Annotated in this window: 18 protein-coding genes, 2 other RNA genes and 2 riboswitches; of the genes, 17 read left to right on the forward strand and 3 right to left on the reverse strand. The window is 35.3% G+C overall.

Annotation, left to right across the window (positions count from 1 at the left end; translation table 11 throughout):
- Nucleotides 1-80: 80 nt before the first annotated feature.
- The 5 genes from ypwA to pbuX all read left to right on the forward strand — a co-directional run bounded on the left by ypwA (nt 81) and on the right by pbuX (nt 5,258).
- Nucleotides 81-1,598: a carboxypeptidase gene (gene ypwA / locus ABH961_RS03185; RefSeq protein ID WP_000215108.1), complete on the forward strand. Its 1,518-nt coding sequence runs from the start codon at nt 81-83 to the stop codon at nt 1,596-1,598.
- 47 nt (nt 1,599-1,645) lie between these two features.
- Nucleotides 1,646-2,119: a GNAT family N-acetyltransferase gene (locus ABH961_RS03190; protein ID WP_048543481.1), complete on the forward strand. Its 474-nt coding sequence runs from the start codon at nt 1,646-1,648 to the stop codon at nt 2,117-2,119.
- Between the two features lie 154 nt (nt 2,120-2,273).
- Nucleotides 2,274-3,020: a type I methionyl aminopeptidase gene (locus ABH961_RS03195; protein WP_048543478.1), complete on the forward strand. Its 747-nt coding sequence runs from the start codon at nt 2,274-2,276 to the stop codon at nt 3,018-3,020.
- A gap of 116 nt (nt 3,021-3,136) precedes the next feature.
- Nucleotides 3,137-3,238, forward strand: a riboswitch (purine riboswitch).
- 106 nt (nt 3,239-3,344) lie between these two features.
- The gene (locus ABH961_RS03200) at nt 3,345-3,938 is read left to right on the forward strand and encodes a xanthine phosphoribosyltransferase (RefSeq protein WP_000866483.1); all 594 of its coding nucleotides are present in this window, start codon (nt 3,345-3,347) and stop codon (nt 3,936-3,938) included.
- A gap of 3 nt (nt 3,939-3,941) precedes the next feature.
- The gene (gene pbuX / locus ABH961_RS03205; protein WP_098144319.1) at nt 3,942-5,258 is read left to right on the forward strand and encodes a xanthine permease PbuX; all 1,317 of its coding nucleotides are present in this window, start codon (nt 3,942-3,944) and stop codon (nt 5,256-5,258) included.
- Nucleotides 5,259-5,273: 15 nt separating this feature from the next.
- Here pbuX and ABH961_RS03210 read toward each other — a convergent pair whose 3' ends face one another.
- Complete coding sequence (locus ABH961_RS03210; protein WP_098068826.1) at nt 5,274-6,437, reverse strand: DUF418 domain-containing protein; 1,164 nt, start codon at nt 6,435-6,437, stop codon at nt 5,274-5,276.
- 550 nt (nt 6,438-6,987) lie between these two features.
- On the opposite strand from ABH961_RS03210, the gene ABH961_RS03215 reads away from it, so the two are divergent.
- Nucleotides 6,988-10,647 carry a dynamin family protein gene (locus ABH961_RS03215; protein ID WP_404518878.1) on the forward strand — a complete coding sequence of 1,220 codons (3,660 nt, stop codon included), beginning with the start codon at nt 6,988-6,990 and terminating at the stop codon, nt 10,645-10,647.
- A 3-nt stretch (nt 10,648-10,650) separates the two neighbouring features.
- On the opposite strand, the gene ABH961_RS03220 is transcribed toward ABH961_RS03215, so the two are convergent.
- A complete protein-coding gene (locus tag ABH961_RS03220; RefSeq protein WP_000369740.1) occupies nt 10,651-10,905 on the reverse strand; it encodes a DUF3931 domain-containing protein in 255 nt (84 codons plus the stop codon).
- A gap of 72 nt (nt 10,906-10,977) precedes the next feature.
- On the opposite strand from ABH961_RS03220, the gene ABH961_RS03225 reads away from it, so the two are divergent.
- The 5 genes from ABH961_RS03225 (at nt 10,978) to ssrS (ABH961_RS03245) (ending at nt 13,079) form a co-directional block, all read left to right on the forward strand.
- A complete protein-coding gene (locus ABH961_RS03225) occupies nt 10,978-11,445 on the forward strand; it encodes a GNAT family N-acetyltransferase (protein WP_048543472.1) in 468 nt (155 codons plus the stop codon).
- Nucleotides 11,446-11,466: 21 nt separating this feature from the next.
- Nucleotides 11,467-11,739, forward strand: a complete 273-nt coding sequence (locus ABH961_RS03230) for a YpbS family protein (RefSeq protein ID WP_000451816.1) — start codon at nt 11,467-11,469, stop codon at nt 11,737-11,739.
- Between the two features lie 2 nt (nt 11,740-11,741).
- Entirely contained in the window at nt 11,742-12,575 is an 834-nt protein-coding gene (locus ABH961_RS03235; protein WP_098078626.1) for a sulfurtransferase, read from the forward strand.
- Nucleotides 12,576-12,691: 116 nt separating this feature from the next.
- A non-coding RNA gene (ssrS, locus tag ABH961_RS03240) (6S RNA) lies at nt 12,692-12,874 on the forward strand.
- 21 nt (nt 12,875-12,895) lie between these two features.
- Nucleotides 12,896-13,079, forward strand: a non-coding RNA gene (gene ssrS, locus ABH961_RS03245) — 6S RNA.
- A 54-nt stretch (nt 13,080-13,133) separates the two neighbouring features.
- Here the strand turns inward: ssrS (ABH961_RS03245) and ABH961_RS03250 are convergent.
- Entirely contained in the window at nt 13,134-13,583 is a 450-nt protein-coding gene (locus ABH961_RS03250; RefSeq protein WP_098068823.1) for a hypothetical protein, read from the reverse strand.
- 83 nt (nt 13,584-13,666) lie between these two features.
- Here ABH961_RS03250 and ABH961_RS03255 point away from each other — a divergent pair, with 83 nt between their 5' ends.
- The 6 genes from ABH961_RS03255 (at nt 13,667) to ABH961_RS03280 (ending at nt 18,427) form a co-directional block, all read left to right on the forward strand.
- Entirely contained in the window at nt 13,667-13,978 is a 312-nt protein-coding gene (locus tag ABH961_RS03255) for a hypothetical protein (protein ID WP_000169026.1), read from the forward strand.
- Between the two features lie 3 nt (nt 13,979-13,981).
- Complete coding sequence (locus ABH961_RS03260) at nt 13,982-15,217, forward strand: glutathionylspermidine synthase family protein (RefSeq protein WP_404518880.1); 1,236 nt, start codon at nt 13,982-13,984, stop codon at nt 15,215-15,217.
- On the forward strand, nt 15,214-15,600 hold the full coding sequence (locus ABH961_RS03265) for a DUF350 domain-containing protein (RefSeq protein ID WP_000606860.1): 387 nt from the start codon (nt 15,214-15,216) through the stop codon (nt 15,598-15,600). Before ABH961_RS03260 ends, ABH961_RS03265 begins: the two co-directional genes overlap by 4 nt.
- Nucleotides 15,601-15,694: 94 nt before the next feature.
- Nucleotides 15,695-15,860: riboswitch (M-box (ykoK) riboswitch) on the forward strand.
- Between the two features lie 343 nt (nt 15,861-16,203).
- Complete coding sequence (locus tag ABH961_RS03270) at nt 16,204-16,929, forward strand: P-type ATPase actuator domain-containing protein (protein ID WP_098047398.1); 726 nt, start codon at nt 16,204-16,206, stop codon at nt 16,927-16,929.
- A gap of 130 nt (nt 16,930-17,059) precedes the next feature.
- The gene (locus tag ABH961_RS03275; protein ID WP_000757060.1) at nt 17,060-17,926 is read left to right on the forward strand and encodes a 5'-3' exonuclease; all 867 of its coding nucleotides are present in this window, start codon (nt 17,060-17,062) and stop codon (nt 17,924-17,926) included.
- A gap of 360 nt (nt 17,927-18,286) precedes the next feature.
- Nucleotides 18,287-18,427, forward strand: coding sequence for an FbpB family small basic protein (locus ABH961_RS03280; RefSeq protein WP_016088576.1), 141 nt, complete (start codon nt 18,287-18,289; stop codon nt 18,425-18,427).
- Nucleotides 18,428-18,460 lie beyond the last annotated feature (33 nt).

Raw genomic sequence — 18,460 nt, forward strand, 5'->3', positions numbered from 1 at the left:
CAAGCTTTTTTTCTATTATAAAAGGAATTTAGGTTTCCATGTCGAATTAAGTTTGAGGTAGAAAAGGGAGGTTTTATACGATGACAGTAGCTACATATGAAGTAGAAAAACAATTTTTAACATATGTGAAGAAGATACAAAATTACGGTGAAGCATTAAGCTTAATGTTTTGGGACTTAAGAACAGGTGCGCCTAAAAAAGGTGTAGACCAGCGTTCGGAAGTAATTGGTATGCTTTCATCAGAAGTGTTTGTCATGTCGACTTCAGATGAGATGGGAAATTATTTAACAGAGCTTGAAGCTTTAATAAGTGAAAATAAACTTTCTGAAACGACGAAGAAAATGGTTGAAGAGTGTCGTAAAGAATATGATAGAAATAAGAAAATTCCACAAGCGGAATACGAGGCGTATGTGAAATTAGAAGCGAAAGCGGAAAGTGTGTGGGAAGAAGCTCGGGAAAAATCTGATTTCGAAATGTTCCGTCCGTATTTAGAACAAATAGTTGAATTTAAAAAGAAATTCATTACATATTGGGGTTACGAAACATATAAATATAATACATTATTAGATATGTATGAGCCAGGTATTACAGTAGAAGTGTTAGATCACGTATTTGGTCAACTTCGTGAGCGTATCGTTCCGCTCGTAAAAGAAATATCGGAGTCACAAAAGAGATTAAAGACAAGTGCTTTATCAGAACATTTTTCAAAAGAAAAACAAAAGAACTTTACATTAGAGTTATTAAAGCAATTGAATTATGACTTTGAAGCAGGTCGTCTTGATGAAACGGTACATCCATTTGAGATTACATTAAATAGAGGGGACGTTCGCATTACAACACGCTATGATGAAAAAGATTTCCGTATGGCAGTGTTTGGAACAATTCATGAATGTGGCCATGCTGTATATGAACAAAATATTGCAGAGAAATTCGAAGGTACACCGCTATGTAGTGGAACTTCTATGGGTATTCATGAGTCACAATCATTATTCTTTGAGAACTTTATCGGTCGTAATAAATCATTCTGGAAGAAAAATTATGATTTATTAAAAGAGTATAGCGATGGTCAATTCAATGATATATCAGTAGATGAGTTTTATGATGCGATTAACGAATCGAAGCCATCGTTCATTCGTATAGAAGCAGATGAGCTTACATATCCGCTTCACGTCATGGTTCGTTATGAACTTGAGAAAGAATTATTTGATGGTACATTACAAGTGAAGGATTTGCCAGCGGCTTGGAATGATAAGATGGAAGCATATTTAGGAATTCGTCCGGAAAGCGATGCACAAGGTGTATTGCAAGATGTTCACTGGGCTGGTGGTTCATTTGGATACTTCCCATCTTATGCGCTTGGTTATATGTATGCAGCGCAATTTAAGCAAAGAATGTTAAAAGACATTCCGAACTTTGATGCATTATTAGAAGAAGGAAACGTAACACCAATTCGTGAATGGTTAACAGAAAATATTCACCAATACGGTAAAACGAAAAAGCCACTTGAAATTTTAGAAGATGTGACAGGTGAAGGATTAAATGCAAACTACTTAGCAGATTATTTAGAAGCGAAGTATAAAGAAATCTATGAGTTATAAAAAAGAGCTGCTTAATTGCAGCTCTTTTTTTCAAGGGGGATAGAAGAATGGATTATACATATACAGTAATGACGCAAGAAGAAGCAGAAGAAATTGCATATAACTGGCATTATGAAGGGAGGTATTCCTTTTACGATATAGGTGCAGATGAAGAAGATTTAGCTGAGTTTTTACATGATGAGAGTAGAGGAGATCATACATTTTCTGTGAAGGAAAACGGCACTCTCATTGGTTTTTTTACTGTTTGTAAAATAAATGACGGAACGGTTGATATAGGTCTTGGAATGAGACCTGATATAACTGGAAATGGATTTGGTTTACAGTTCGTAAACGCTGGACTAGCTTTTAGTAAAGAAAAATATGGTTGTAATTATATAACGCTATCAGTAGCGACATGTAATGAGAGAGCGATTAAAGTATATAAAAGAGCAGGATTTGAAGTTGTTGGAACGTTTATACAGAAAACAAATGGTAGTTGTTTTGAGTTTTTGAAAATGAATTATATATGTAAAAATGATTAAGAAACAGAGGAGATCTTCTGTTTCTTTATTTTGATTTAGAAGTATAGGATACATATTTTTGTACTTGTTGTAATTGAGAGTTTTGAAATTTTGACAGAGGATGTGTATGATTGAACTTTAGTAGCAAATAGCAGGTTTAGCAAGGAGAGGTAGAATGATTACAATTAAAACGAAAAATGAAATAGATTTGATGCATGAATCTGGGAAATTACTTGCTTCATGTCATAGGGAAATTGCCAAAATGATGAAACCAGGTATTACGACAAAAGAAATTGATACGTTTGTTGAAGCTTATTTAGAAAAGCATGGTGCAACATCTCAGCAGAAAGGTTACAACGGGTATCCATATGCGATATGTGCATCTGTAAATGCTGAAATGTGCCATGGGTTTCCCGCCAATGTTCCTTTAACTGAGGGGGATATTGTAACAATTGACATGGTAGTAAACTTAAATGGTGGTCTTTCAGATTCTGCTTGGACGTATAGAATTGGAAATGTTTCTGATGAAGCAGAAAAGTTATTGTTAGTAGCTGAGAATGCTTTATATAAAGGGATTGATCAGGCGGTAATCGGTAATCATGTAGGAGACATTGGCTATGCAATTGAAAGTTATGTAGCTACTGAAGGTTTTTCGGTTGCAAGAGATTTTACGGGGCACGGGATTGGTAAAGAGATTCATGAAGAACCAGCAATTTTTCATTTTGGAAAGTCAGGACAAGGGCCTGAGTTACAAGAAGGGATGGTTATTACAATTGAACCGATTGTAAATATAGGTATGCGATATTCTAAAGTAGATTTAAATGGATGGACTGCGAGAACGATGGATGGGAAATTATCAGCTCAATATGAGCATACAATTGCGATTACAAAAGATGGGCCGATTATTTTAACGACGCTTTGAAATATTATGTAAGAGTTTACAAAACTCGAACGAAAACAGTTCTTTTTAAAATTTTGTACGTGTTTTTTCGATAAATGCTTTTCAAAGTATAAAAAGTGCGTTATAATCCTTCTATAAAATAAATAGTTAGCTACACTCATATAATCGCGGGGATATGGCCTGCAAGTTTCTACCGAAGTACCGTAAATACTTTGACTATGAGTGAGGACGAATATATTTGCTTGTTTAGCATTCTTTTTTGCGAAACTCCAAAAGCGCGTCTCTCACTTGTAACGAGTGGTGGCGGCTTTTGGAGTTTTTTATTGCATAAGAGGGGGAACAAACATGAAAGTATTACAAGAAAAGATTTTGAACGAAGGAAAGGTTTTATCTGGTGACGTATTAAAGGTAGATGCATTTTTGAATCATCAAATTGACCCAGTACTTATGCAAGAGATTGGAAAAGAATTTGCTAAACGTTTCAAAGAAGAGAACATTACAAAAATCGTAACGATTGAATCTTCAGGCATTGCACCAGCAGTTATGGCTGCATTAGAGCTTGGTGTAAAAGTAATCTTTGCAAGAAAACGTAAATCGTTAACGTTACAAGATAATATGTACGTTGCAAACGTATATTCATTTACGAAACAAGAAACGAATGAAATTTCATTATCTCGAAATCATATCGATGAAAATGACCGTGTTTTAATTATTGATGACTTTTTAGCAAACGGTCAGGCTGCTTTAGGTTTAATGAGTTTAGTAGAGCAAGCTGGAGCAAGTATTGCAGGAATTGGTATTGTTATTGAAAAAGCATTCCAAGATGGAGGAAAGAAGCTTCGTGAACAAGGAGTTCGTGTTGAGTCACTAGCAGAAATTGCATCACTTGATAACGGAACAGTTACATTTGTACAGCAAGAAACTGCGGAGGTGAAATAAACGATGAAGCAACATCCATTTAAAATCGCATCGCTTGGTATGCAGCATATGCTTGCTATGTATGCTGGAGCAATTATTGTTCCGCTTATTGTGGGCGGCGGACTTGGTTTAAATCAAAAAGAGTTAACATACTTAGTCTCAATTGATTTATTAATGTGCGGCGTTGCGACAATTTTACAAGCATTATCAAATCGTTTTTTCGGTATTGGACTTCCAGTTGTACTTGGTTGTACATTTACAGCGGTTGGCCCAATGATTGCAATCGGGAAACAATACGGCGTGTCTTCTATTTATGGAGCAATTATTGCTGCCGGGTTATTCGTTGTTATTTTTGCGAAATTATTTGGAAAGCTTGTAAGACTGTTTCCACCTGTTGTAACAGGATCTGTCGTTACCGTAATTGGAGTTACACTTGTTCCAGCAGCGATTAATGATATGGCTGGAGGAGTAGGAAGTAAGGATTTTGGTAGTCTTGAAAATTTAGCGTTAGCATTTGGTGTATTACTATTTATCATCATTATGTATCGTTTCTTTGATGGATTTATTCGTTCAATCTCTATTTTACTTGGCCTATTGTTCGGTACAATTGTCGCAGCATTTATGGGGAAAGTAAGTTTGCAAGCGGTTGGAGAAGCGGATTGGTTCCATGGTATTCAGCCGTTTTACTTCGGTACACCAACATTTGAATTAACGCCAATTATTACGATGATTTTAGTTGCTTGCGTAGGGATTGTAGAAGCAACAGGTGTTTACTTTGCATTATCTGATATTTGCAATAAAAAGATTGGTGAAAAAGAATTAACAAAAGGTTATCGCGCAGAAGGATTAGCGATGGTGTTAGGTGGTATTTTTAACGCATTCCCATATACAACATACTCTCAAAACGTAGGACTTGTTCAATTAACTGGAGTAAGAAATCGCGTTATTATTTATACTTGTGGTGGTATGTTAATCGTTCTTGGGTTTATTCCAAAAATCGCAGCTATTACAACAATCATTCCGAAATCCGTACTTGGCGGGGCGATGTTAGCAATGTTCGGTATGGTAATGGCATATGGCATTAAAATGTTAAGTAGTGTTGATTTTGGTAAACAAGAAAACTTATTAATCGTTGCATGTTCTGTTGGAATTGGGCTTGGGGTTACAGTTGTTCCGACATTATTCTCACAACTTCCTGAAAACATTCGTATTTTAACAGATAACGGAATTGTACTTGGAAGTGTGTCAGCAGTACTATTAAATATCGTATTTAATATGGTGCCGCAGCGTAAAGTGAAAGAAGAGCCAGTGTCTATGCAAAGTGCAGTAAGAGAAGCGTAAAAAAGCAAGGTCTCATTATGAGACCTTGCTTTTCTTTTTAAGTGGCATCATTTTCCCATACGTACCAAGACGCCAAATGTACTCAAGTGGCCCGTATTGATAACGTGACAGCCACCAGCGGCTAATAAAGATTTGTAACGTATAGAAACTAATGCAAAATAGAGGACCTACCCATAATGGAGCAAGATAATCATTTTTGAACAATAGTCCGAATACAAGTAATGTAACAATTGTATGCGAGATGTAATTTGTTAACGCCATTCGACCAACATACTGGAACGGACGTAATAATGTTTGCCATCTTTCTTTTTGTAATAAACGCATTAACGTGACAATGTAGAAGATGAACAATGTCTTTCCGCTTATCATCGTAATACCCATAAGTGAAAATGGTGTATATGGTTGATTGTTCATAAAGAAGTAAACCATAATAAACCACATCGGTAATGTTAAAATGAACATAATGATTTGCCATTTTTTAAGTTTTAGATCTAATTCTTTAGCACGGCGGAAAATGTCTTTTTTACCGGCATATAATCCTAGTAAAAACAATCCTAGTGTTTCAGGAAGCATAATAAGACTGTTACTTATTGCTTCAGAATAGAAAGAATGGAATCTGTCTGTAATTTGTAAGCCCCAGTTTTCTAATGGCATAATGGCTATGGAAAGGCCTAGTTCATCTACCGGCACTAATAACATGAGAAGAGAACCTACTAATGTGAACAATTGCATGAAACTTAATAGTACAATTGACCATATTAAAATAGTACGTGGCTTTCTCTTGTAAAATAAAAATAAGAAAAACCCGGTAATTGCATAAGTATGTAAAATGTCCCCGTCCCATAAAAGAACGTAGTGTAAGAAACCAAATAATAATAAAATAAGTAAGCGGCGAACAAATAAAGTTTTTGGGCGATCTGTTTTCGCTTCAGCACGAGTCATAAAAATGTAAAAGCCTAGGCCGAATAAAAACGAAAAGATTGTATAAAATTTTGTTTGAATAAACATATCGTAAAATAGACGGATATAGCTATCTAGCCCCTCATAAACTCCTGAAAGATCACGTGAGTCAATCCCAGCGATAATAGGCCAGTTAACAAGAAAAATACCTAGTACAGCTATCCCTCTAATAATATCGATGGAATGTATCCTCTCGCCTTGTGAAATATTTTGTGTCATTATTTTCCTCCTTGTTAAGTAATTCCCTTTTATTATACAAAATGTAAAGAGGAGGGTATATAGGTAATTTCCAATTTTTAAAACTGTTAAGATATGTATTATGAGATATAATAAGAGTGCACAACAAGTTTTAACCTTCTTCAAAACAGGCAGTAAAGCTCCTTTCTATAAGGAGCTTTCTTTATGAAAAGTATTGATAATGATTCTCTTTAATGATAAAATGTATTCAAAAGTGATAATCATTATCAAAAAAAGGTTGGTGCATGAGCATGGTATATGCATTAGTAGCAGGTACAGTCGCTGTATATGCAGTTATTGCAAAGTATGTTTTAAATGGAGTAGGAACAGCAAAATGAGTGATATGACATAAAATCCCTTTCATTTGTAAAAAGAATGAAAGGGATTTTTTATTTTTAATGAGAATATGCTGAAAATTTAGTATGATAGTAAAGTGAAACTGTAATCGATGAGGGGATGTATCTCCTGATGATTATGAGCTCGCAAATAGCGGGAAAAAGTATATACATCTTGGATAAAGGGGAACAAGGGGATGACAAACATAGTACAGACAAACGGTATGAAAAAACTTGTTTGTTTTTATGAAGAGTGGCAAAAACACGGCGATGCAGAGAATAGTGTAAAGTTGTTTGAGGTGATTCAAAAATATAAACAAGAACAGCTTATGATAGCGTTCTGCGGTCACTTCTCTGCAGGGAAATCAACGATGATGAATCATCTATATAAAGCGCAGTTGTTACCAACAAGTCCAATTCCGACAAGCGCTAACGTTGTCAAAATTGAAAAAGGAATGGATCGTGTTGTTGTAACAGTTAAATCTGGAGAACAGTACGAATATGATGGTGCATATTCAGCTGAAGAATTAAAACAAATTTGTAAAGACGGTGATGAGGTAATTGGTGTTCATATTTATCGGAATGATGCGCCAATTCCTGAGGGTGTTATGTTAGTTGATACACCAGGGATTGATTCAACAGATGATGCCCATCAATTAGCGACAGAATCAACGCTGCATCTAGCAGACGTGATTTTTTATATGATGGATTATAATCACGTCCAATCGGAAGTGAATTTGCAATTTGTTAAAGAATTGAAACAACGTAATAAAACGGTTTATCTCGTTGTAAATCAAATAGATAAACATAAAGAAAATGAATTATCGTTTGAGGATTATAAAGATAGTGTAAAACAATCGTTCTCTAACTGGGATATTGAAGTAGATGGAGTGTATTATACTTCATTACGAATGATGAACCATACACATAATGAAATTGGGAGCTTAGAAACATTAATTACTTCTATTATGAAAGAAAAAGTGCAGTATGTAAGAGATGGAATGGAGCGAGAAACAGAATATTTAATGGGGGAACATTTTTCATTTATTCTTTCAGAAAATGAAAAAGCTCTTTTGAAATATGAGGAAGAGCTAGCATCGCCGCTTTCTATTTCAGAGATAGTTGAAAAGAAAGAAGAGCTAACGGAAACTAAACAACGCGAGGCTAGTAAAGAATCTCATGTGAGAAACGAATTTATAAAAGGCTTACAAGCTATATTAGATAACGCGTATTTAATGCCATTTGAAATGAGAGAATTGGCAAATGCGTATTTAGAAACGAAATTAACAAAATTTAAGGTCGGTTTGCTGTTTGCGAAAGGAAAGACGGAGCAAGAAAAACAGAGACGTTTAGATGCTTTTTATTCTGCTTTGCAAAAGACTGTTGAAACGCAACTTGATTTTCATGTGAAAGAATTTATTGTTGCCTTCTTAAAAGAAGAAGGATTGTTCACAGAGGAAATTGGGAAAGACATATATGCTTTAGAAATTGCTTTTGGACCAGAAATGTTAGCTGAAGTCATTAAACAAGGTGCAGGTTTTACAAGTGATTACTTACTTCTTTATACAGCGGATGTAGCGAATGAACTGAAGAAGCGTTATTTTACAAAAGCGCAGCAAATTTTTGATAAAAGTGCAGTCGTTTTCAAGCAAAAGGTGAAGGAAGCAGTTGCACGCATTGAAGAAGAGATTGAAAAATATATGATGTTGCAAACGGCAAAAGAAACGCAATTGCAATACAGTAACAATTTAGAGACATATGAAAGTTATTTACAAAATGTTTGGCACGAGCGTGTTGCTACACCAGAAGGATTGCAAATAGAGGAGATATTGCAAAGTAAAACACAAATTGTTAGTGAGAAATTCACACTACAAGAGCAGGAAAGCGTAAACGATAACGTAATGGCTCGTGAGGAAGAGATAAAAGGAACGGCAGCTTTAAATATTCAGCGTATATTAGAGAAAGTGAAGAAAGCTGAAACGATATTAGAGCCATTGCCAGCGCTGAAACATGTACAACAAGAGGTAATAGAAAAAAGGTGTCGTGTGGAAACGAAACAATTTACAGTAGCGTTATTCGGAGCTTTTAGTGCTGGGAAATCATCATTTGCCAATGCATTGCTTGGTGGGAATGTACTTCCTGTATCACCAAATCCGACGACGGCAACGATTAATCAAATTTTGCCGGTTACAGAGGAAAAGCCACACGGAACAGTAATGGTTCAATTCAAATCAAAGCAAGCTCTATTAGAAGATATGAAAGCTGTTTATAAGTTGTTTCATTATGAGATTACTACGTTAGGTGAAGCGTTAGCACAAATTGATAAAGTTATGAAATATCCTTCACCAACTGGGAAGCAAAAAACAACATTTAGCTTTTTACGAGCGGTACAAAAAGGGTATGATACGGTTTCTGCTCATTTAGGGGAGCAAGTACAAGTTACATTAGAAGAGTTTTCTGATTATGTAGCGAATGAAGAAAAATCATGTTTTGTTGAGTACATGGAGCTTTATTATGATTGTGCTTTAACAAGGCAAGGAGTAGCGCTTGTAGACACACCTGGAGCGGATTCTATTAACGCCCGCCATACGGACGTTGCGTTCCAGTATATTAAAAACGCAGATGCTATTTTATTTGTAACGTATTATAATCATGTGTTCTCTCGTGCTGACCGTGAATTCTTAATCCAGCTTGGTCGTGTAAAGGATACTTTTGCACTTGATAAAATGTTCTTCTTAATTAATGCGGCCGATTTAGCAGAGTCTGAAGAAGAACTTGAAATGGTAAAAGGTTATATCGCAGACCAGCTACTGCAATATGGTATTAGAAATCCGCGTTTATTTGCAATTTCAAGTTTATGTGCACTTGAAGAGAAGCAAGGAAAGAATATTGAAAAAGAGAAGTACGGTATTTTACAAAACTCTGGGGTTGCTAAGTTCGAGGAATCATTTACATCCTTTATGATGAGAGATTTAATGCTCGTATCTGTTCATGCTTTATATGGTACATTGCAAGGAGCAAATCAGCTTTTAGTAAATATGATAAACGGTGCAAAGCAGGGGAATGAAGAGAAAGAGAAGCAAACGAAAAAATATGAAGCAGAGCGTGATCAGCTACTTCATATTATTTCATCATATAGTGTGCTTGCTGAAGAGCAGGCGATGCAAAATGAAGTGAAAGAATTGCTTTATTACGTGCAACAGCGTCTATTCCTACGCTATAACGATGTGTTTACTGAATTTATTAATCCAGCATCGCTGCGAACGGATGGGAATGTGAAAGTGCAGTTGCAACAGTGCGTTATGGAATTAGTGGCATTTATTCAGCATGATTTACTACAAGAAATGCGTGCGACATCATTACGCCTTGAGAAATGGATAGATGAAGCGATGAAGCGTGCAAAGAATGAAATTGTGGTGAACTGTAAAGTAGAAAATGAATCAATTTCTATGAGTGGAACAGTGGATTATGAATATAAAGATATTGCACATAAAGAACCGTTCCCTTCAGTTGAAATAAAAGATTTCAAAAAAGCACTGGCGCATTTTAAAAATGAAAAAAGCTTTTTTGAAAAAAATGATAAAGCTTTCATGCAAGAAGAGGCTAAAGTTGTATTAGAGCCTTTCGTATCAAACTATGTAGCTGATGAAAAAGATTTATTTGTTCATCATTATAAGCAAGAGTGGGATTTGAAATGGAACTTATTCCAAAAAGTGATGCAGCAAGATGTGATGAATTATTATGAAAGTGTATTATTTGCATTGGCTGAAACAATTGATGTATCACTATATGAACAAAGTAAAGAACAATTGCAAAAGCAGTTAGTAGAGATTGAAAAAGAAATTTATGTGATATAGTCGTTATGAGAAAAAGATTCGTTCAATTTTCTTTTGCAATACTGTATCTAAAGATTTGACAAACCCAGCAAATTCATCGGTAGAAATCATATGAGTAAGAACGAGTCGTCTGCCGTCTGGTGTTTCACCGCATAAGACGAATGAAGAAAATTCATATGTTTTGTTTTCTACTACTAATTTTGGGTAGGAATACGTGTCGCTTTTCTTCTTCTTTCCATCAATAGAGATGACGTTGCACTTTTTCTCATTGTTGTCCATGGTGAATCCCTCCTTTCTATTATTTATGGTAGACAAGGAGGGTTTAGAACAATAGAGAAAGGGGAGTTTTTTATGTGTGTAGTAATAGAGTATATTTCGAAAGAAGCTATACCGAAACCTTTATTATTGCTTGCTGATCCGAGTGAGGAGCAAATTGATGCATATGTACAAAGAGGGAAAACATATGTAGCTAAGCAAGAGGGGAGAGTTATCGGTGTATATGTTCTTTTGGAAACAAGGCCGAAGACGATGGAAATTATGAATATTGCGGTTGTAGAGCATTTGCAAGGAAAAGGGATTGGAAAGCAGCTATTAAGTCATGCCGTAGAAACTGCTAAAGGATATGGTATGTCAAAACTTGAAGTTGGTACGGGCAATTCTAGTGTTTCACAACTTGCTTTATATCAAAAATGTGGGTTTCGTATTTTTTCTATTGATTTTGATTACTTTTCGAAGCATTATGAAGAAGAGATTATTGAAAATGGGATTGTATGCCGTGATATGATTCGGCTTGCAATGGAATTGAATGAGAACGTATAACTTATTTAGGGGGAAGAGAAGATGGAAGTACATAAAGCAATTACAGCACATTCTCGTAAACAAAATGAAAGTGTAAAAGCATGTTTACAATTAGATGCGCAGCGTGAAGCAGCTATTGAAGCAGCCGTATCTCTTGCGTCAAATGGGAAAGAATTTTCGGTTGATGTCATTAATGTTGTAACAAAGCAAATTAATGATCTTGCAAAAAATGGTGTTACACTAGAGCGTAAATATGTTACAGAAGAAATGGTTATGGAGTATGTAAGTCGTTTGCAAGAGAAAGAAGGTCGTTAAAGATGATAGTTACAGTCGAATGGTTACGTGAGCATATAGAAGATGAGAATGTCCGTATAATCGATTGTCGTTTTGATTTAGCGAATCCTAATTGGGGTAGAGAAAAGTATGAGGAAGAACATATTCTTCATGCATTATATTTTGATTTGAATTTAGATTTATCAAGTCTTGTAACAGAACATGGTGGTCGCCATCCATTGCCGAATATTGAGGAGTTTGCAGACAAGCTTTCACAAGCTGGTATTGATGAACATACGACAGTAATTGCATATGACAGTCAAGCGGGTGCAAATGCTTCTCGTCTCTGGTGGTTATTAAACTATGTAGGACATGAGAAAGTATATATATTAGATGGTGGATTTCCAGCTTGGAAAGAGAATGGACTACCGATAACAACGGAAATTCCTGTTGCTATACGAAAAACATTCAAAGCAAATGTACAAGATTATATGCTTGTAACGATGGAAACGGTGAGAGAGAATATTCATGCAGGTGCAGATGTTACGTTAATTGATTCTAGAGAGCCAAAACGTTATGCTGGTGTAGAGGAACTAGTTGATTCAAAAGCAGGACATATCCCGACAGCAGTAAACTATTTTTGGAAGGATGGAATTGTACAATCAGGGCAATTTAAGAATGAAGCTGGGCAACAAGAACGATTCCGAAATCTTTCGAAAGATAAGGAAACAATTGTATATTGTGGTTCTGGTGTTACAGCCTGTCCAAATATCCTTGCATTGAAATTAGCTGGATTCCAAAATGTTAAATTGTATGCAGGTAGCTGGAGTGATTGGATTTCTTATCCAGAAAATCAAATTGCAAAAGAAGAAGATTAATCACTTGCATGCAAAAATAATTTGTATTAAAATAAGGTCACAAGCAAGAAATTACTCGAAAAACTTTGTATTTTACACATTGGAAACAATGTGATAATATAACGACAAGTAAATAATACATCCTGCGGTGTACGTAACTTATTTATGTCTAAAACCGATGTTAGTTATACGGAAGCTCAATATTTAGCGACCATCATCAAGCCTTCCTTGTGGAGGAAGATGTACGGTAACTGTGAGGGCATCCACCTGCGAGTAGCGGGTTTTTGGACATTTACGAGGAGCGGCACGTGCGGGGGTCTTATTTCAACTAACATTATATAAAATTCCTACGGTGTACGTAGCTTATGCATGTCTTAAACCAATAAGTTTAATATGGAAGTTCAATATTTAAATGTAGCTAACATGCCATCTTTTTAAGAAGGAAGTTACAAACATTTGTGAGAGCATCCACCTGTGAGAGCAGGTTTATGGACATCTAGAGAGAACGGCATATGTGGGGCTATATAAAAACCTTACGTTTTATACGTAAGGTTTTTTTGTTGCATACATATATCTATTTTATCTGGATTCACCTGTGAAGTTTCCATAATAAATATAGCACTTTCTATCTTCATCAATCTCTCTTGAATCTAAAGCGAACTCCATATGCATGCCGTCGCGCTGAATATATATAATGTCTGAATGAAGAGATGGCAAAATTTCTTCATAGTTCCATACATCTTTCCGATCTATTATGCTTGAACTCGTTTCACTTAGTTCTCTAACCTCAAAACCGATGTGAGAGTATGTAGGATCTGAAGGGTCATTTGCAAACTCTTCTTTTTGAATATATATAACTGCTATTCCGTCTGGATCTACTGAAGTAGCAGTAACAACATATGTCTTGTTATCTTTTATAAAATATTCACATGTCATGCGCGCGATGATTTCAGAATTAGAAATATTTGCGTAGTTCCATAAAGCAGGATACCTTTTCGTTTCATCATTAAGTCGATATTCTAAGCGCATTTTATCCCTCTTCTTCCTTTTTCTTCTACTTTATCATGCTATCTTATATAATAGGAATAGAATTTAAAAAGGGGAGTGCGAAGGTGACAAAAACGAAATGGCTAGTAGGTGGTGTCGTAACGTCTTTAATGACTGGCACCTTATTTGGCTGCGCACAAGATCTTCCCCCAAAACCGAATGATAATAGTTGTTCAGATTGGGATTGGGATGATGAACTTGGGGTATGGCAGTGTGATGATAGTAGGTCAGGTTATCGTGGGCATTATTTTTATGGTGGGAGTTACTATCAAAATAAATCCACTTTTAAAAATTCATCGGCGTTTAAATCTTATCAATCGTCTGCGGAATTTAAAGGTGGAATTGGAAGCGGTTCAAAGGGAGGATTTGGGGGCTAACATATGTCGCAATACATAAGGGATCGAAAAGAGTTTTATTCGAAATATCCGAATTTTTGGTCGGATTTATATGAATGTGAGTATAGTTTGTTTCATATTTTCTCTATAACAAATCAGACTATGAAACAATTGCAATTAGCAACTGAACGAATGGGGAAAATATTTTTTAAGACTGCTAAACTTTTGCGGAATTTAAGTGACGAACAGCTTCTTGAACTTGGGTATCCTCCTGCAAGCTTATCTTTCATTAGAATGAAAGGGTTATATCCTGAATCTGTTATTTCACGATTTGATTTCGTTTTAACAAGTGATAACCAAATTAAAATGCTTGAGTTTAATAGTGATACACCAACTTTTATTATGGAATGCTTTCAAATGAATGGAAAAATTTGTGGGAAACTAGGCTATGATGATCCAAACTTGGGTCAAGAACGATTACTATCTTCTGGTGTTACAAAGGCCGTAATGGAAGCGACAAAGGGAATAGATAACCCAAATGTTGTTTTTACAGCACATCATGAACATATTGAGGATTGGAATACGACTATGTATTTGAGTCAGTTATGCCATGTTGAAAATAAAGTAATGCCAATGTCAGAACTTAGAATTACAAAAGATGCTTTAGTGGATAGGGATGGAGTACAGATTGATATTTTATATCGCCAAACATATCCGATAGAAGATTTAATTGAGGATCAAGATCCTGAAACAGGAGACTTCGTAGGTGTGGAACTGTTGCAACTTGTAAAAGCCGGAAAGCTTTTTATAATAAATCCTTTGTCAGCATTTTTGCTTCAGCCAAAATCAATTCAGTGTCTGATTTGGGGGTTAGTAGAAGAAAAGGCCTTTTATACAAATGAGGAACAACAGTGGATTAAAGAATATATGTTACCTACATATTTAGAACGAGATTTATTTTTAGGAAAAGGCTCTTTCGTTCAAAAGCCTTCATTTGGTAGAGAAGGAGACACAATTACCGTTCGCGATAAGGACGAAAATATTATGATTCAAAATGCACACCAAACGTATAAAGCGTCACTGCCGATATTTCAAAAGTATACAGAACTTCCAGTCGTATCTTTGGAAACAGAGAAAGGGATGGAGAAACTGTCGTATGTGTTTGGTTCGTTTCTAATTGCTGGAAAAGCGAGTAGTATCGGTATTCGCGCTGGGGAAAAAATTACGGGGAATGAATCGTACTATTTACCGGTAGGTATAAAAAAGGAGGAAAGTATATGATTAATTTTTTATTATATTTAGCAGTAACACTGGGCCTTTTATGCATTGGTCTGTTCCTCATGGAAGTGACAACGAAAGTAAAAGAATTTAAGTTAATGGCCCAAGGGAATAAGGCGGTAAGCTATGTACTTGGAGGACGATTACTTGGATTAGCTATTGTTTTATATTCGACAGCAGCTAATTCCATTTCACTTCTTGATATGGTTTCGTGGGGAGCCGTTGGGATTTTGGCTCAAATTATCGTCTTTTATTTAGCTGAGTGGCTTACACCACGCTTTAATATAAACAAAAGTCTTGAAGAAGATAATCAAGCAGTCGGTCTGTTTCTTATGTTTTTATCGCTTTCCATTGGGATTGTAATTGCTGGTTGTATAACTTATTAAAACCTTTACGTTAGTTCGCCATACTTTTCGAAAAAATTGTAGGCTACTGTTGACATCTATTTTAAATAAGAGTAACATTTTCTATGTAATAAAAATAAGTCTCTGTTAGGTGAGGCTCCTGTATAGAGAAATGCTACTGCCCAAAAATGTCGAGAGACGCCAATGGGTCAACAGGAATGATCGAATTAAGGTTTTTCTTAACGTAGCTGGTAATGTACCTATGCTATACAGTGCTAAAACTCGGCGAGGGAGAGGTCCGTAGATTTCTAATTGTTTAGGAATCGTTTATTTGTGTATGCCATGACCTTTACTCTTTTCGGAGTAAGGGTCTTTTTGTTACAAATCTATGAGTAACTTCATAGTATAAACTATAAAATTAAACGAGGAGGTGAGGAGCATGTCAAATTCTGACTCGGTTCCGTTACCCATATACTTCAAATCAAAAATATATGATGTAGGCAGGAAACGACTTGTTCCTCCCTCTATATTTATCATAATGTAGCGTTTATATGCATGTTTAAGCGCTAAACACTGTTACGGTAAAAGTGGATAAATTGAGAAACAAAGCGTTTCTTCCTATGTTGTACAGGAGGAGACGATAATATGTTATATGCAAACAAAACTGTGGGTAACACGTCATATAAATTAAGTAAAAAATCAACGAAAGAACAAACAATGCTTCAAAAAAATAAAGATTTATTAATTGAAATCGCAACGAGAGATGTAAAATCTGTATTTGCGTATTTTAAAACAACAAGAGACGGATTATCTATGAAAGAGGCACAAAAACGCATTCAAGTATACGGCCGAAACGAATTAATTTCAAAAAGAGCGCGTATTGCGGAAGTAATGATGAAGCTAAGTGGAATGATTCCAGGTTTTTCAAAACAACATGTGCGTGATGGATTACAATGTGAGAAAATTACTGTGTCTCGAGTAGAATGTTCTAGTGTAACAGGTTTAAACGGTAAATTAAAAATGATGAATGTGCCAGTACAAGAGCTTGTTCCTGGGGATATGATTTTTCTTTCAGAAGGTGATACAGTACCAGCAGATGTACGTATCATTTACGCGAATGATTTATTAGTAAATGAATCCGTGCTAACAGGAAAAGATGCAAGTATTGAGAAATTTGAAAGTTGCTATCACCTTGAGCGTAAACGATTTATTCCTTTAAAACGAATGAAAGACTATAATCCACTTGAACTTGAAAACGTATGTTTCAAAGGGACTCATATTGTTGGCGGAAATGCAAAGGCTGTAGTTGTTTCGACTGGGAAAAATACGTATACAGGAATTCTTCATACTTGTTGTAGTAGAACGTCTTAATGTGTAAATGATGCTAAATATACAAAAACAATGTATAATAGACAAAGTTGAAAAAACGTAGAATGGTAATCTATTTATATAACCTTACGTGATGACGTGGGGTTATTATTTTTTTGGTAGGAGAGGGATTATGAAAAAAGTATTATTAGTTGATGGTATGGCACTATTATTTCGTGCTTTTTACGCAACAAGTGTCTACGGACAATTTATGAAACGACAAGATGGTACCCCTACAAATGGGATTCATGGTTATATGAAACATTTATTAACAGCTATGCAAGCAATTGAACCGACACATATCGTAACATGCTGGGATATGGGTAGTACGACATTTAGAACAGAATCGTTCTCGAATTATAAAGCGAATCGTGTAGCGCCCCCTGAAGAATTAATTCCGCAATTTGATTTAGTTCAAGAAATGACTGCGAAATTGTCTATTCCAGTTATCGGTATGAAAGGGTATGAAGCGGATGATTGTATCGGCACGCTTGCAAAACAATACTGTAATGAAGCGGAAGTGTATATTTTAACAGGTGATACGGATTTACTTCAGCTTGTTGATAAGAACGTTACAGTAATGCTCTTGCGCAAAGGAATCGGAAATTACGAATATTACACACCAGAGAAAATCATGGAAGAAAAAGGCGTAGAGCCGTGGCAAATCGTGCATGCGAAAGCATTCATGGGAGATACGAGCGATAATTACCCAGGTGTAAAAGGTATCGGGGAAAAAACAGCGTATAAATTGATTCAAGAGCACGGAACAGTAGCAACTGTACTAGAAAATGTAGCATCATTAACGAAAGCGCAGCGCACAAAGATTGAAAGTGATTTAGAGAACTTAAATATTTCATTACAATTGGCACAAATTCATTGTGAAGTTCCAATTTCATGTTTACTAGAAGAAGGATTACACACAATGGATGAAGAAAAACTTAGATTCGTTTGTGAAGAAATGAATTGGGGAAGACCTGAAATATTAATCAATATGCTATAAATAGTTTTGAAAGAGGGGTGTTATATAAGTCAAAGTTTGACTTATATAACACCCCTCTTTTTGTTTTTACGAACAGTATCGTAGTAAATAAAATTATATCGAACTCAATTTTAAATATATAAATGTTTCGACAAAATATATTGATAGAAGTTGATGACAATAGCAACTTTTATAATGAAATGAAGCAATTTCAAAATGGTTTTAGGATGATCACATTTTTGTATGTTCACAAAGTTGTCAGAAAATAAATGGAATTTTCATATGAAGTTCAAATGGAATTCACAACAATCAATTATTATAAGGGCACACAGATAATTCCTTATCTTTTATATAGACCATCCCCCAAGGAGGACAATGAAAATGAGAAAAAAAGTGAGAAAATCTTTTAAACAATTATTAATTGAAAATAAACAATCACTATTAAATAATAAAGAAAATATGAAAGAAATTGAAGAGAGAATTGAGAAACGACATGTAGCATATAGTGCTGCTAGCAATTGATAATTTTGCTTATGAAAAAAGCTTGTAGTTTGG

This window comes from Bacillus sp. RC251 (assembly GCF_044908765.1).
Lineage (GTDB): Bacteria > Bacillota > Bacilli > Bacillales > Bacillaceae_G > Bacillus_A > Bacillus_A wiedmannii.